The 15,431-nt window shown below is 45.4% G+C and carries 9 protein-coding genes and 5 tRNA genes; 7 read left to right on the forward strand and 7 right to left on the reverse strand.

Annotated features, from left to right (window positions below; all coding sequences use genetic code 11):
• Window positions 1–660: 660 nt before the first annotated feature.
• Complete coding sequence (locus EJO50_RS03830; RefSeq protein WP_125971706.1) at window positions 661–2,331, forward strand: sulfatase family protein; 1,671 nt, start codon at window positions 661–663, stop codon at window positions 2,329–2,331.
• Window positions 2,332–2,400: 69 nt separating this feature from the next.
• Entirely contained in the window at window positions 2,401–3,564 is a 1,164-nt protein-coding gene (locus EJO50_RS03835; RefSeq protein ID WP_125971707.1) for an anaerobic sulfatase maturase, read from the forward strand.
• A gap of 865 nt (window positions 3,565–4,429) precedes the next feature.
• On the opposite strand, the gene EJO50_RS03840 is transcribed toward EJO50_RS03835, so the two are convergent.
• Window positions 4,430–4,513 (reverse strand) — tRNA-Leu (locus EJO50_RS03840).
• Window positions 4,514–5,003: 490 nt separating this feature from the next.
• Between EJO50_RS03840 and EJO50_RS03845 the strand changes: the two genes are divergently transcribed.
• The 3 genes from EJO50_RS03845 to EJO50_RS03855 are packed head-to-tail and all read left to right on the forward strand — an operon-like array spanning window position 5,004 to window position 10,251.
• The gene (locus tag EJO50_RS03845) at window positions 5,004–6,146 is read left to right on the forward strand and encodes an FIST signal transduction protein (RefSeq protein WP_125971708.1); all 1,143 of its coding nucleotides are present in this window, start codon (window positions 5,004–5,006) and stop codon (window positions 6,144–6,146) included.
• Window positions 6,139–9,120 carry a PAS domain-containing hybrid sensor histidine kinase/response regulator gene (locus tag EJO50_RS03850; protein ID WP_125971709.1) on the forward strand — a complete coding sequence of 994 codons (2,982 nt, stop codon included), beginning with the start codon at window positions 6,139–6,141 and terminating at the stop codon, window positions 9,118–9,120. Before EJO50_RS03845 ends, EJO50_RS03850 begins: the two co-directional genes overlap by 8 nt.
• Window positions 9,121–9,129: 9 nt before the next feature.
• Complete coding sequence (locus EJO50_RS03855) at window positions 9,130–10,251, forward strand: response regulator (protein ID WP_125971710.1); 1,122 nt, start codon at window positions 9,130–9,132, stop codon at window positions 10,249–10,251.
• A 128-nt stretch (window positions 10,252–10,379) separates the two neighbouring features.
• Here the strand turns inward: EJO50_RS03855 and EJO50_RS03860 are convergent.
• The 4 genes from EJO50_RS03860 to EJO50_RS03875 all read right to left on the reverse strand — a co-directional run bounded on the left by EJO50_RS03860 (window position 10,380) and on the right by EJO50_RS03875 (window position 10,778).
• A tRNA-Cys gene (locus tag EJO50_RS03860) sits at window positions 10,380–10,453 on the reverse strand.
• Window positions 10,454–10,495: 42 nt separating this feature from the next.
• Window positions 10,496–10,571 (reverse strand) — tRNA-Gly (locus EJO50_RS03865).
• 27 nt (window positions 10,572–10,598) lie between these two features.
• A tRNA-Gly gene (locus EJO50_RS03870) sits at window positions 10,599–10,674 on the reverse strand.
• Between the two features lie 28 nt (window positions 10,675–10,702).
• Window positions 10,703–10,778, reverse strand: a tRNA-Gly gene (locus tag EJO50_RS03875).
• A 267-nt stretch (window positions 10,779–11,045) separates the two neighbouring features.
• Between EJO50_RS03875 and nadA the strand changes: the two genes are divergently transcribed.
• A complete protein-coding gene (nadA, locus tag EJO50_RS03880; protein WP_125971711.1) occupies window positions 11,046–11,963 on the forward strand; it encodes a quinolinate synthase NadA in 918 nt (305 codons plus the stop codon).
• Between the two features lie 120 nt (window positions 11,964–12,083).
• Window positions 12,084–13,133 (forward strand): bifunctional nicotinamide-nucleotide adenylyltransferase/Nudix hydroxylase, encoded by a 1,050-nt coding sequence (locus tag EJO50_RS03885; RefSeq protein ID WP_125971712.1) that lies wholly within the window; start codon window positions 12,084–12,086, stop codon window positions 13,131–13,133.
• A gap of 190 nt (window positions 13,134–13,323) precedes the next feature.
• Here the strand turns inward: EJO50_RS03885 and rbsB are convergent, their stop codons facing one another.
• Together rbsB and EJO50_RS03895 are read right to left on the reverse strand one after the other, a co-directional pair.
• Window positions 13,324–14,259 carry a ribose ABC transporter substrate-binding protein RbsB gene (gene rbsB / locus EJO50_RS03890; RefSeq protein WP_125971713.1) on the reverse strand — a complete coding sequence of 312 codons (936 nt, stop codon included), beginning with the start codon at window positions 14,257–14,259 and terminating at the stop codon, window positions 13,324–13,326.
• A gap of 231 nt (window positions 14,260–14,490) precedes the next feature.
• Window positions 14,491–15,429, reverse strand: coding sequence for an ABC transporter permease subunit (locus EJO50_RS03895; protein WP_125971714.1), 939 nt, complete (start codon window positions 15,427–15,429; stop codon window positions 14,491–14,493).
• Window positions 15,430–15,431 lie beyond the last annotated feature (2 nt).

Genomic DNA, 15,431 nt, shown 5'->3' on the forward strand with positions numbered 1-15,431 from the left:
GGCCGCGGTCGGCCATCATGTGAGCGTAGATGCACGTTTAATTCGGTACGGATAACCCAACTGGCAGCCCTTGATATTGCTTGACGCTTTGACTTTGGCTAAGAAGGTGATTTTGGGATTGCCAAGCTACACACTGGGCGCACTACCTCAGCCATTTCTTCCCGAGGTAGATAATTGGTAATGTCATCGGGCAGAGGGCGGAACACTTGTGACTGCTGAGCTGTTTCTGAAAATGGCTGAGCTGCATTTGGCTAAAGCAATCACTGGTATTGGGGCGTCAGGATTATCACTGGCAGCATGAGCCGGTGTTCTACGGTTGGAAACCGACCGGTTCTCACTGCTGGTATGCGGGCCGTAAACAAATCAGTGTTGAGCTTTCAATGCAAGTGTTTAAATGCATCGAGATGAATAAAAACTTGAGTTCAATTGATCTATGTTCAAGAAGAAGTTATTTTTCGTGAGAAACTACCTCCGTCCTGCTGCATGATGGGGGCATTAGTAGGTTGTTTTAAGAATCGGGAAATTTAAATCAGCGCTTCTATTCATAATATTTATGTTGTGATGACCAGTGGTATGATTTTTTTCATCCTGAGATGAAATTTTTTTCAAAAAAAATAGAGTAAAACAATTTAGCTACATAATTTTAAATGGAGAAAGGTAATGGCATTTTTTCAAAAAAAGAGACTCATTGCTGCTGTAACTATGGCGTTGACTGCAGGTGGTTTCGCATCTGCTGTACAGGCCAACAACACTAAGTTAAATGCTACCAAAACCAACGTAGCCTTCTCTGACTTCACTCCGACTGAATACAGCTCTCAAGGTAAACCCAATATTATCATCCTCACCGTTGATGATTTAGGTTACGGGCAAATGCCTTTTGATGAAAGCTCTTTTGCTCCTGCGACACTGAAAAATCGCCCAGTCGTCGACACCTATAAGATAGGTATCGACAAAGCCATTGAAGCTGCGAAGAAGTCCACCCCTACTTTACTTGGTTTGATGAATGATGGCGTTCGTTTTACCAATGGTTATGTAGCACATGGAGTTTCAGGCCCTTCTCGGGCTGCTATATTGACCGCTCGGTCCCCAGCTCGTTATGGCGTTTATACCAATTCTGATGCTCAAGATGGAATTCCTCTGACTGAGACTTTCATGCCTGAGTTGTTCCAAAATCATGGCTATTACACCGCTGCTGTTGGTAAATGGCACTTGTCTAAAATTAGTAATGTGCCTGTTCCAGAAGATAAACAGACCAGAGACTATCACGACAACTATCGAACCTACTCTGCTGAAGAATGGCAGCCTCAAAATCGTGGTTTTAATTATTTCATGGGCTACCATAGTGCTGGGGTAGCTTGGTATAATTCACCTTCACTGTTTATTAATCGTCAGCCAGTGGACGCCAAAGGCTACATTAGTGATCAGCTTACCGACGAAGCGATCGGTGTTGCTAACCGCTCTAAAATGTTGGAGCAGCCCTTCATGCTCTACTTGGCTTACAGCGCACCTCACCTTCCTAATGATGTTGCAGCTCCAGATGAATATCAAAAGCAGTTCAATACTGGCAGCCCCACAGCTGATAACTTCTACGCATCTGTTTATTCAGTGGATCAGGGTGTAAAACGCTTACTTGAAACACTCAAGAAAAATGGTCAACTAGATAACACTATTATTTTGTTCACTTCGGACAATGGTGCTGTGATAGATGGGCCACTCCCTCTTAATGGGGCACAAAAAGGGTTCAAGGGACAAATGACTGCTCCTGGTGGAGTGCACACACCAATGTTTATGTGGTGGAGTGGCAAACTCAAGAATGGTAAGTACGATAAGCTTGTCTCTGCCATGGACTTTTTCCCCTCCGCATTGGATGCAGCCAAGATCAGCATTCCACCTACATTAAAATTAGACGGGCGCTCTTTGCTTCCCTATGTGACAGGTAAAAAAACAGGGGCAGTACGCGAAAACCTTGCGTGGATGGGCTCCTATGTTCATTGGTGGGATGAGCAAAATATACCGTTCTGGGATAACTATCACAAGTTTGTGCGTTATGAGAGTGATGAGTATCCAAAAAACCCTAATACAGAAAATTTGAGTCAGTTCTCTTATGCTGTACGTAACAATGAATATGCTTTGATCTACAATTATGAAGACAAACAATTAGGCCTTTATGCACTTAATGACCTAATGCTTGAGCGTAACCTTGCTAAGGATAAACCTGAAATGGTTAAACAGTTGCAAGGGGCCATGAAGGAATACATGAGTAATACCCAACCTCCTCTTAATAAGATAAATCAGGAGAAATTCAACAATATATCTAATGTTTTGAATTAAAATAATTGATTCGTTTGGTCATGTCTGCGGTAGGGCTTTCCTACCGCAGTTAATTAACCAGGAACAAATATGCATATAACAGCCAAACCTACCAGCTTTCAGTGCAACATTAGATGTGATTATTGTTTTTATTTGGAGAAAAAGAGCCAATTCACACATACCTCTTGGATGGATGATGAAACACTTGAGGTTTTTATCCGAAATTATATTTCAGCATCCAGCCATGATGTCTATTTCACTTGGCAAGGGGGAGAGCCCACCTTGGCTGGATTAGACTTTTTCCGACGAGCAGTCCAGCTTCAGAAACGCCACGGGAAAGACAAGAAGATCTTCAATGCATTACAAACAAATGGTCTTTTGTTGAATGAAGAATGGTGTGATTTTTTCAGAGAACATAATTTTTTGATAGGCATATCTATTGACGGTCCACGAGATCTGCATAATACCTACCGCAAAAATCGTGCCGGCAGAGGTACTTTCGATAAAGTGATGTCAGCTATCGAGTTATTGAAGGGTTATAAAATTCCTTTTAATACATTGACAGTAGTGAATAACATTAATGTAAATTATCCATTAGAGGTTTATGAATTCCTAAAATCTATTGGCAGCAATCATATACAATTTATTGAACTGTTAGAAACGACAAAACCTAATATAAAATTCTGTGATGTTCCTATAAACTTTAATGTTATTAATTTTTCGGTACCGTCTGATCAATATGGTCATTTTATGGCTAAAATATTCAAGACTTGGGTAACCCAAGATGTTGGCACTATTTTCATTCGCCAATTTGAGAGCTTTATTAGTCGAGTTCTTGGTAATGGTCATACCAGTTGTGTGTTTCAATCGAAATGCCAGGACAATTTCATTATCGAATCTAATGGAGACATTTACGAATGCGATCATTTTGTCTATCCAGATTATAAAATTGGTAATATAAATCAAAATTCACTCAACAATTTGCATAGTGAAAAACTGTCTAAAGAAAAAGGTGTTTTGGCTCGAGAATGCCGTGAATGTGACTATTTATCTATATGTAATGGTGGTTGTCCTAAACACAGAATTAAATTAGGAGATGGAGCAGGGGTATCTTACTTCTGTAATGGCTACAAAATTTTGTTTTCTACCATGGTGCCTTATTTAAATGCCATGGTTGAATTAGAAAAAAATAAAATACCATTAGTCCATATCATGGATGATAGAATTGCTAATGCATTAAATGTAAACTTTTAACTTATGTCTGCTAGACAAGATCAGCACGAGATCAAGTTTCATAATATATAGGGAAGGTGTGTTCAAGCGGCTTGCATCTTCATTATGAGTCGTATGCCTGCGTTTTAAACTGTAAGTGATGCCTACAATCAGTTTGTCCTGATCTAGTTATCACCTGACGCCGGCCTTAAGCCGGTGCCTTATTTAGGCTACTTTAGAGCGCACTTGTCTTGGCTGACTGGCCAGCGTCTTGCAGATGTGTTGAAAATATCTGAGGTTGATATCAAAAATAGTGAGATATGAATTACACAAAATAAAACGGGGAAAAAGCTGAGAATTGCCATGGTTGGCGAATTGGAATTATTTTTAAAAAATTATGGCCCGTAAGCATTTGTATATAAATACGATGTTTGAAGTTATTGGTTAACTTAGATGGCTTGCTATTAACTTACTCTAAACTGCGAAATAAGTTTGATAAGGTGAGGGAGGAATCTGGACAAGCATGGCAATTCCGTGATTTGCGAGCTAAAGCAGGTACAGAAAAAGAAATGTCGGATGGTATGGGAGCAGCGCAAGATTTGTTGGCCCATACCACACAGACCATGACCACTGCTTACGTTAGGCATAGAGTGGGCAAGCTGGTTAACCCGATACGATAGCAATAAGAAAGAAGCCGCCTACGGGCGGTTTTTTTCGTCTGTAATGGGCTAGGGCCAGCCGCCTATATTTATATACGAGCCAATAAATTGGGATGTAAAAATGATTTTTGCGGAACAGATGCAAGCAGAAAAGACTGGAATAATCTCTGATTTTTCCCTGTATTGCAGGCAATAAAAAACCCGCAAAGCCTTGCAGGGCGTGGGTTTGAAGTTTTACTGCTTGAGCGTGGTGCCCGGGATCGGACTTGAACCGATACGCCATAAGCGAGGGATTTTAAGTCCCTTGTGTCTACCAATTTCACCACCCGGGCATTTCAACATCATCGCCTGTATATTCAACAGGCATAAAGAAATTAATTCAATTTTCTGAGCAATTAGCGTAATTTTTATTTAACACCTATTTGCTGTTTATGCTCGTTTCAAACTACGTCGGCGAGAACAGGCGTGCATTTTATCGCATTTCGAAATTATTGCAATACCTCGGTAGCAATAACTTTTTATTTTGCTGGAAGTGATTTGGCCGTGTGTTTCAGTTTTTTTCTCACTAAAGTAGCTAGGTGTTTGAATTATATTAAAAATTATATTTTTTTTTCCTGGCTGGTGTCATTTTACCCAGGCGTGGGGCGGGTAATATTTTGTTGATTAAAAGGCGTGTGTAAAGCATTTTGTTACCGATAAGCTATTCGGGGGGATCATTTTTTTGATTAATAATATTTTCGTCTGGATATCCTTATAGCTGCTGGTTTTGTGTAATAGCTTAACTTTACTAGACTTGAGTTTAGTAAAGAAAAGGAGCGTCTCATGCAAATTGCGCAGATCAAACTAGGGCATTTTAGTCAGCTTGCTAGCCGGATTGGGGAGCTAAGTGCAATTGATCCCCAGTGGTTGCTGGTGTTTGCCAGTAAAAATTTTCTGGTGGATACACCTTTATTTAGTGAGTTGCAGCAAAGTTTTCCTTTGGCTGCATTGTTGGGTTGTTCAACCGCAGGAGAGATTTCTGCTGGTGGTGTGAGTGAGAATAGCTGCGTGATTACGGCTGTTCACTGGCGTTTTGGTGTGCCGCATTGTGCACTGACGCAATTGGAGAATATGCAAGACAGCGAGCAGGCCGGGCAGCGCTTGGCAAGTCAGCTTCAGATGCCCATGGCGGGAGTTCTACTTTTTGCCCAGGGAGTTCATATTAATGGCAGTGCATTGCTTGCAGGGCTGGAAAGTGGTTTGCCCGCAGGCTTGCCGATTATGGGGGGGCTGGCGGGCGATGGTACCGAATTTAATCAAACGGTGGTGCTAAGTCGCGCGGGGGTGAGTGCGAATGGGGCGGTGGCTATGGCGATCCCTGTCGGGGTCTCTGTAGGGCACGGCTCTTATGGTGGATGGAAGCCTTTTGGCCTGGCCCGGCGGGTTACCCGTCATGAGGGCAATATTTTATTTGAACTGGATGGTGAGCCTGCTTTGGATGTCTATAAGCGCTACCTGGGGGAATATGCCGAACAGCTGCCTTCTTCGGGCTTATTGTTTCCGTTTGAAATGCTTGCTCAGGATTATTCCACTGTTGGAGTGGTGCGGACCATCCTAGGGGTTGACGAGGCTAGCGGCAGCTTGATTCTGGCGGGGGATATACTGAGTGATGGTTATTTGCGCCTCATGCACGCCAGTAATGATGCCCTGGTAGAGGGGGCCGAGTCGGCGGCTCTGGCCGCACAGGGGCCTTCGGGGGAAGTAAGTGGGCTGGGGCTGCTAGTGAGTTGTGTGGGCCGTAAACTGGTGATGGGGGGGCGCATTGATGAAGAGATAGAAGCCGTTGCCGGGGTGCTGGGGCCGAACATGAGTCTGGCTGGATTTTATTCTTATGGTGAGATCAGCCCTTTGCAAGGAACATTGGGCTGTAAATTACATAATCAAACGATGACCATCAGTATTTTAAGTGATTCACAGAATGAATAGATTGCTTGCACGTCAGTTAAAGCTTTATCTGGCTTGGGCTGACGAGTCAGCAGTAGAGGCTATGCTGCAAGCTGTAGACCTTGCTGCTGCAGACATTGGTGATCCGCCTGTGGCAATGCTGCTGGGTAATTTCAGGCGTTTGTTGCTGGCAATTGATGAATCCTATCAGCTATTTGATCGGGATGTGGCCTTGGGGTCACGCAGCTTACAAATTAGTTCGGATGAGTTAACTAAAGCCAATAACACTTTACGCCAGGAGGTGCTGGCCCGGCAAAGGGCGATCGATGCTTTATGGGAAACGGCCAATCGCTTACAGGCAAGCCTGGGACGACCGGCCCTGGGCAAGGAAAGCGCCGGTCTTGAACAGCTTTCTGTACTGATGGGGAGCTTGCTAAGCGAGCGTCAGCAGGCAGAAGCCGCATTGCTACAGCAAGAGGTGCAATTTCGTGCCCTGGTGGGCAATATCCCGGGTGTGGTTTTTCGCGGGCAAATTGATTATCCACGTGGAATGCATTACATCAATGATGAAATTGAAGTGCTAACCGGCTATGCGTCAGAGAGTTTTCTGTTGCCCCATGTTGTGCATAGTTATGGCGCTTTGGTTTTTCAAGAAGATCAGGCTTTACTTGAAAAAACGGTCAACATGGCTTTAACGCAGCAGGACCGTTATTCGGTGGAATATCGGATTTTGCATATAAGTGGTGCCGTACGCTGGGTGCTGGAGCGCGGGCAAATTGTTAGAAATGTGGCTCACCAGCCGGAATATCTGGATGGTATTGTTTTTGATATTACGGATCAGAAACAGGCTGCTATCCAATTGCGCCAGCTTTCTGCCGCGATTGAGGCTAATCCTGTTCCTGTGCTTATCACAGATGTACAGGGAGAGATTGAATATTTAAATCCAAGGTTTGAGCAGACATTCGGGTTTTCATTGGCAGAGATCAGGGGCGAAACACCTAATGTGCTGCTGCCGCTCGAGGCTGATTTGCTGGCTTATCAGGAGATCTGGCAAAGTTTGTCGTGTGGGGATGAATGGCGCCGGGATATTCGTCATCGCTGCAAGTCCGGGCAATTAATCTGGATGTCCGTTTCGGTGTCGCCTATTCGGGATGTGGGCGGCAAGGTCACACATTTTGTGGCGGTATATGACAATATTGAGCTGCGTAAGGCTGCTGAAGAAGTACTGATTAAGGCAAAAGAGGCATCTGATCAGGCCAATCAGCTTAAAAGTGATTTTTTAGCCAATATGAGCCATGAAATTCGTACTCCTATGAACGCTATTATTGGTATGACCCATCTGGCTTTAAAAACCGATTTGAATAAACAGCAAAGAGATTATTTAACAAAAACCAGCAGTACGGCTGAATCCCTATTACATATTCTTAATGATATTTTAGATTTTTCTAAAATCGAGGCTAATCGCCTACAAATGGAGCAATTACCTTTTCGCCTAGAGTCTGTATTAGAAAAACTAGCTTCTTTACATATATTAAAGGCTGAAGAAAAAGGCTTGCAATTGCATATCGAGCTGGCTGCAGATTGTGATTTCTCCTTACTGGGAGATTCACTGCGTATTGGGCAAATTTTAAATAATCTGGTTGGTAATGCCATTAAATTTACCCCTGAAGGTGAGGTCCGGGTACAGGTTACGCTGCTTGAAGCGCTTGATCAGCGGGTGCATTTACAAATAGCAGTTAATGACACCGGTATAGGATTAACAGAGGCACAAATTGCTCAGCTGTTTAAGCCGTTTTCGCAGGCAGATAGCTCAACCACAAGGCAATTTGGTGGCACGGGCCTGGGCTTGTCAATTTGCAAGTGTCTGGTTGAATTAATGGAGGGGCGTGTCTGGGTTGAAAGCGCGCTTGGCCAGGGCAGTACATTTTATATATCCCTGTGGCTAATGCGTTCGGCTGAGCACATTTCGCCCGACAGAGTGAGCGGGCCCGTACAGCGTCTGGATGGTGTACGGATTTTATTGGTTGAAGACAATGTGCTTAATCAGCAGGTCGCTTATGAGCTATTAAGCGGCGTGGGGGCTAATGTCATGATTGCCCGGCATGGCGGAGAGGCTCTGGGCTGGTTGTCTATTGACCCTTTGCCTTGTGATTTGATTTTGATGGATTTACAAATGCCGGTGGTAGATGGTCATCAGGCAACGAAATTGATTCGTTCTGATTCTCGTTTTGATTCATTAGCAATTATTGCGATGACGGCCCATGCCATGTCAGACGAGCGCCAGCGCTGTTTGGATCTGGGGATGAGTGACTATATTACTAAGCCTATCCAGCCTAATGAGCTCTTTGCCACCGTGGCTAAATGGGTGGGCAAGTCCATTTGCCCACAGCAGATAAAAAGTGAGCCTGTTTTGATCAGGCCGGTTAATGAATCTGCTTTACCACAATTGCCCGGAATTAATACACAAGAGGTTTTGCAGCGGCTGGGGGGAAATATTGAATTGGCCAGGCACCTGTTTCAACAGTTTTATCAAGATTATCAGCAGGGGGCTGAGTCATTTCAGTTGTTACTAAAAACAGATTGCAAAGGGGCTGAACGTTGGGTTCATTCTATAAAAGGAGTCGCTGGTATTTTGGGAATGCATGAATTAATACAGGTAGCAGAGCCGCTGGAGCGGCAGCTTTATCTTTATCCTGGGGATGCAGGGGACACTTTTTCTGCTTTTGAAAAAGTATTGAATCATATGTTGGATGTGGTGGGACATGGCTATATTCCACCTGCAAAATTACAGAAAGAATTGCGGCTGGATACAGAAAAAGTAGGCTTGTTAATAAAACAGTTATCAGATCTTTTGGCTGATTTTGATGGTGATTCTGTAGATGTGTATTACCGTTTACGTGAGCAGCTTGAGGGATGGGTTGAATTGGCTGTGCTTGATCGCTTGGGAGAATCTATCAATGCATTCGATTTTGATAAGGCAATAAAGAACCTCGCCCTCCTTGAGAAAAAACTGTGAGGAAATGTTATGCCCGATGCGGAGCAAAATGATCGCCAGATCATTTTGCTGGTGGATGATACACCAGCAAATTTGGCGGTATTGAATGAGTGTTTAAAAGATACCTATAAGCTGCGTATTGCAAATCATGGGATGCAGGCTTTAGCGTTGGCCGAGCGAGATCCGGTTCCTGACCTGATTTTGCTGGATGTGATGATGCCTAATATGGATGGGATTGAGGTTTGTCAGCGTTTAAAGGAAGGAGTGAAGACGAGTGATATTCCGGTTATTTTTTTGACGGCTAAAACTCAGGAAATCGACGAGCTCAGTGGCTTTAATGCAGGTGCCGTAGATTATATTCATAAACCGCTCAATCCTGCCATTGTACAGGCCAGGGTAAAAAATCATATTACCATTCAGAATTTAAAAAACTCAATTCGTCTTCATAATCAAACGCTTGAAGAACGCGTAGAGCAGCGCACTCAAGAGCTGTTAAAGATACAAGACGCTACTATTTTGGCGATGGGGGTGATGGCGGAGTTGCGCGATGAAGAGACAGGCTTGCATCTGAAGCGTACTCAGGAGTATTTGCGCTGCCTTGCCAGGGCGGTGGCGGATCATCCGCGGTTTGTTGCTCAACTTGATCCAGACAGCATTGCAGGGATGGTTAAATCTGCACCTTTACATGATATTGGCAAGGTAGGTGTGCCAGATGCTATTTTGCATAAGCCGGCAAAGCTGACTGATGAAGAGTTTACCATCATGAAAAACCACCCCACTTATGGTCGTAATATCATTCGTGAAGTGGAGCGAATGTTGGGAGAAGAAAGCGTTTTTTTACGTTATGCCCGTGAAATTGCCTATGGGCATCAGGAAAAATGGGATGGGTCCGGTTATCCACAGGGGGCTAAAGGCGACGAGATTCCTTTATCTGCAAGACTCATGGCTGTAGCTGATGTGTATGATGCACTGGTTAGCAAACGTGTTTATAAAGCTGCATTTAGTCATGAAACGGCAGTAAATATTATCGTGCAAGGCAAGGGCAGGCACTTTGATCCCGATTTGGTTGAAGGTTTTATTCAGGTTGCCGAGCAGTTTCAGGCTATTGCGCTGCAGTATGCGGATAAGACTGAAGATGGTTTGGTTAGCTGATGTTGTAATCTGATGTGGCAATATATAAGCCGCACGTATAGATGGAATATGATGCTGATCTTGAAGTGCAGACATCTTATAGAAAAAGTTAAAGCCCTGATTAATCAGGGCTTTAACTTTTATTCTGCTGGAGGCGGAGGCCGGAATCGAACCGGCGTAGACGGCTTTGCAAGCCGCTGCATAACCATTTTGCTACTCCGCCATGGTTACTTAAATAAAGAACAAGGTCTTTATTTTTAATATTTGGAGCGGGAAAGGAGGCTCGAACTCCCGACATCTACCTTGGCAAGGTAGTGCTCTACCAACTGAGCTATTCCCGCATTTGTTGTGTATTGATTTAAAACAAGTGGAGCGGGAAAGGAGGCTCGAACTCCCGACATCTACCTTGGCAAGGTAGTGCTCTACCAACTGAGCTATTCCCGCATCTTACTTTATATCTACAACGGTTTACTGGAGCGGGAAAGGAGGCTCGAACTCCCGACATCTACCTTGGCAAGGTAGTGCTCTACCAACTGAGCTATTCCCGCGTCACTGCTTATTTTCTTTTCTGTCGTTGCGTCAGAAGAGGAGTCGCATTATGAATATCAGCCCCTGCTTCGTCAAGCACTATCTGTGCATTTTTCTGCCCTAAAGCGAGGTTAAATGGATAGTGGCTTGATATTTAAAGGCTAAGTTATGTTACGCTTACGCCTGCTGATGCTTGCCAGGGATACTGGCAATGTTGTGTGTCGTTGGTAATACTTTATTTTTATGCTGCCGGGATGACGGCAGCGTCTTTCATTGGAGGACTTCCCATGTCTAAACGTGTTGTCACGCTTGCGCATTACTATACCCAGCCTGAAATCCAGCAAATGGCCGATAAAGTGGGTGATAGCCTGGAGCTGTCTCTCTACGCTAAAGAATGCGGTGCAGATGTGATTGTGTTTGCTGGCGTGCGTTTTATGGCTGAAACCGCAAAAATTCTTAACCCGCAGGCCGAGGTGATTTTGCCTGCCAGTGGTTCTACCTGTTCATTAGTGACCCAAACCGATGTTGCCACCTTACAAAAATGGCGTGAAGAGTACGCAGATTATGTGCATGTTTCTTATATTAATTCTTCTGCCGAGCATAAAGCTTTATCGGATTGGATTGTCACCAGCCGTAATGTGGATGACATTATCGCCAGCCTTTATGCCGAAGGTAAAAAGGTGGCGTTTTCACCAGACCGTAATATGGGCGCTTATTTAAATTTTCAGTATGGCTACGATATGCCGTTGTGGAGTGCAGTGTGCGAAGTGCATGATAAATTCAACCAGGTTGCACTGGATGAAGCGTTTGCGGCAGTTGCAGGTGCTAAATACCTGATTGCTCACCCGGAAAGCCCGCTGCCTGTATTGCAGCAGGCCGATTATGTGGGCTCCACATCGGGTATGCTGAACTGGGTTAAGGCATTTGATAAAGAGCCCGATGCAGTGATCTTTGTCGCAACCGAAGACGGTATTCTTTATAATATGGGCCTTGCCCGCCCTGATCTGAATATCAAACAAGCCCCGATTTATGCGGGTTGTCAGTGTAATTCCTGCCCTTATATGAAAATGAATACTATTGATGCAGTTAAGCGTGCTCAGGCAGGTGAGGGAACTCGCATCAATTACCTGAGCAGCAAACAAATGGATAACGCACGCCTGCCGATCGAACGCATGTTGGAATTCTCTAAGCGTTATTATCAGTAAGCAGTGTTTAAGAAAGAAGGGCGGGTCTGTTACCCGCCTTTTTTTGCTTTTTAAGTTTGAAGCTTGTGATTTCTTTCGAGTTTCTTTTCGATATCAGATTAAATGACGGGTGATTGAATAATGCTGGATTACCTCGTATTTATTGGGCGCTTTCAGCCTTTTCATCTTGGGCATTTGCAGGTGGTTAAGGCGGCTTTAGAGCGGGCGGGAAAATTGATTGTGATTTGCGGCTCGGCTCGTCAGGCAAGGAACCCGCAGAACCCCTGGACGGTACCTGAGCGCGAAGCCATGCTGCGGGCCGCATTGCCGCCAGAGATGCAGGATAGAGTGTTTGTAGTGGGCTGCTCGGACAGAATGTATAACGATCAGCAGTGGGTGACCGAGGTACAAAGCCTTGTGGATAAAGTAATCGCGGTGGATACCGCAAGCCTTGGCAGCCGCGAAGCGCAGTTTAAAGTAGGCATTGTGGGCAGCCGCCGCAGTAAGCACACTTATTACCTCGATCTGTTCCCGCAGTGGCAGCGGGTAGAAGTGCCCGAGATAGCGGGCATTCATGCCTCGCAAGTGCGGCGTAATCTGTTTGCCGATGGCGGGGCAGGGCTTTGCGCCGATAAACTACCTGCGCCTGTCTACGAGTCCTTGCAAGCCTTTCGTACAGGGGATATTTATTTCAATCTGGAAGCAGAATGGCGCTTTGTGCAAGATTATCGCAGGGCGTGGTCGGCGGCGCCCTATCCACCCACTTTTGTAACCGTAGATGCCGTGGTGATTCACTCCGGGCATATTTTACTGGTGCGGCGCAAAAATTTGCCCGGGCGAGGGCTGTGGGCCTTGCCGGGCGGTTTTATTAATCAGGATGAGCTGGTAAAAGACGCTGTGATTCGGGAGCTGCGCGATGAAACACGTTTAAAAGTGCCTGCGCCAGTGCTGGCAGGATCAATTCGCTCTTCACGGGTCTTTGATCACCCGCACAGATCATTGCGCGGGCGCACCATTACCCATGCTTTTTTAATTGAGCTCACCCCAACCGGCGAGGGCCTGCCCAAGGTGCGTGGGGGTGAAGATACAGAAAGGGCAAAGTGGGTGCCGCTGTTTGAATTTAACCGCATGGAAGCCGAGTTGTTTGAAGACCATTTCTATATTGTGAATTGGTTTTTAGGGCAGATTTAAGGTTAAAAGACTATTGGCATATTGATAATATGCTTATTTAAAGTTTTTTGGGATCTGGTGCCAGGGCATTAGGAAAGCATTTGAATTGATAGAAAAAGGTCGTTGCCAGTGAATTAAAAGAGATGGGTGAATTTTGATTGAGCTGTTGATTAAAAAAGCCTGCATCACAAGATGCAGGCTTTTTTATGACTTACTTAACCAGCTCTAAAGGTACTGGAATATTTTTCTCAAGTGTCTGGCCGTCAATCATTTTCTTAGCCGCTTCAATCCCCATCTTGCCGATTAGTTCAGGTTTTTGTTGCACGGTGGCGGCCATTTTGCCGGCTTTTACTGCAGCAACGGCGTCAGCAGTGGCGTCAAAACCAACTACGATAACATTTTTCAGGCCCGCAGCTTCAAGTGCCTGCACTGCGCCTAGCGCCATTTCATCGTTATGGGCAAAAACAGCTTTGATCTTTTTATTGCCTTGCAGGATGTTTTCCATCACTGACAAGCCTTTCGCGCGATCAAAGTCAGCAGGTTGCTTGGCGGCTACTTTTACGCCTTTTTCTGCATCTACTACGATATGAAAGCCTTGCCCGCGCTCACGCGCAGCGGAGGAGCCAGCAATGCCTTCCAGCTCGGCGATTTCTCCTTGCTTACCGATTTTTTCCAGTAAGAATTCAGCCGCCATCTTGCCGCCCGCTACATTATCTGAAGCGATATGGCTGATGACTTCACCGCCATTGACGCTGCGGTCCAGCGTAATCACTGGGATTTTTGCTGCGTTGGCTTGCTTAACTGCAGATACAAGCGCATCGGAATCGGTTGGATTAATCAGAATTACTTTTACTTTTTTCTGGATTAAATCTTCGATGCTGGCAATTTGCTTAGCTGCATCGTCTTGTGCATCAACGGTAATCAGCGTCAGGCCACTTGCCTTGGCGGCTTCTTCGGCACCTTGTTTTAAGGTGACAAAGAAAGGATTATTTTGGGTGGAAATGGCCAGGCCAACGGTGTTATTGCTGGCTGTTGCGGCAACAGGAGACGCTTCAGGAGCCGCAGCACTTTCCGGGCCCTGTTTGGAGCAGGCCGAAAATGCCAGAGCCATTGAGGCGATCAGGAGAGGTTTGAGCCAAGTTTTCATGTTTAAAGCCTTATGTGTGAAGGACAACAAAATGACACCTGGCGTGTTCTTCGCCATTGAGTGCCTGTTTTTAAGCAAGCGATGCTCTGTTTGCTTAGAAAAAATAGGAGAGCGCTTACACGTAGGGGGTGAAGGCCCGTGTCGAGTACGTGCCAATTAAGGTTTTTCGCTGTTTACGGTGATAAAACCAAAATTGCTTAGCTCACATGGGTTTTACCCATCCTGAATAATCTATTTCTTTGCACTTCTATCCAGTAATACTGCCAGAAGAATAACGCTTCCCTTAATAACTTGCTGGTAAAATGATGACACAGATAGTAAGTTTAGACCGTTATTTAGAACCCCAATCAATACTGCGCCGATCAGAGTGCCGACGATCCAGCCCCGGCCACCTGACAAGCTGGTGCCACCTAGAACGACTGCGGCAATGGCATCAAGCTCGTATCCCATGCCTGCATTAGGCTGGGCAGAGTTAAGGCGTGAGGTGAGGATGACACCCGCCAGGGCGGATAAGCCACCTGACAGGGTATAAACCCAGAGCTTGACCCGGTTTACTTTTACGCCAGAGATGAGCGAGGCTTCTTCATTGCCCCCGACTGCATAAACATGACGGCCAAACACGGTCTTTTTCAGAAGAAACCACAATACTGCAAAGGCAATCAGGGTGGTTACGACCGGTACAGGAATCAGGTTGGCGATATAGCCTGCGCCCAGCATAGAAAAAAAATCGCTATTAAAACCAGTAATAGGGCGGCCATCCGAGGCGACAAGTGCCAGACCACGAAAGATTGTCATCGTGCCCAGGGTGGCAATAAAGGGGGCGACTTTGCCACGGCTGATAATGACGCCATTGACTGCACCCAGAGCTGCACCGGCTAACACGCCAAAGAGGGTTGCCAGTACCGGGTCAACGCCTGCGGCCATCATGCTGGCAATGGCAACAGATGAAAGTGCTAGCACCGCGCCAACAGATAAATCAATTCCGCCTAGCAAAATCACAAAGGTCATACCAAAGGCGATCAGCGCATTGATCGATACCTGGCGCAGCACATTGAGCAGATTATTAACGGTGAGAAAATCGCGGCTCATCACTGACAAAACGCCGGATATAAGCAGCAGCGCGAGTAGTGGGCCCAACTTTTGTAGTGTGGCTTTTTGGTTTTGGTTCATGA

The sequence above is a fragment of the Iodobacter ciconiae genome, assembly GCF_003952345.1.
GTDB classification, from domain to species: Bacteria; Pseudomonadota; Gammaproteobacteria; order Burkholderiales; family Chitinibacteraceae; genus Iodobacter; species Iodobacter ciconiae.

Coding starts and splice junctions, on each gene's coding strand:
- EJO50_RS03830 (WP_125971706.1), top strand. CDS start 661: ATGGCATTTTTTCAAAAAAAGAGACTCATTGCTGCTGTAACTATGGCG.
- EJO50_RS03835 (WP_125971707.1), top strand. CDS start 2,401: ATGCATATAACAGCCAAACCTACCAGCTTTCAGTGCAACATTAGATGT.
- EJO50_RS03845 (WP_125971708.1), top strand. CDS start 5,004: ATGCAAATTGCGCAGATCAAACTAGGGCATTTTAGTCAGCTTGCTAGC.
- EJO50_RS03850 (WP_125971709.1), top strand. CDS start 6,139: ATGAATAGATTGCTTGCACGTCAGTTAAAGCTTTATCTGGCTTGGGCT.
- EJO50_RS03855 (WP_125971710.1), top strand. CDS start 9,130: ATGCCCGATGCGGAGCAAAATGATCGCCAGATCATTTTGCTGGTGGAT.
- nadA (WP_125971711.1), top strand. CDS start 11,046: ATGTCTAAACGTGTTGTCACGCTTGCGCATTACTATACCCAGCCTGAA.
- EJO50_RS03885 (WP_125971712.1), top strand. CDS start 12,084: ATGCTGGATTACCTCGTATTTATTGGGCGCTTTCAGCCTTTTCATCTT.
- rbsB (WP_125971713.1), bottom strand. CDS start 14,259: ATGAAAACTTGGCTCAAACCTCTCCTGATCGCCTCAATGGCTCTGGCA.
- EJO50_RS03895 (WP_125971714.1), bottom strand. CDS start 15,429: ATGAACCAAAACCAAAAAGCCACACTACAAAAGTTGGGCCCACTACTC.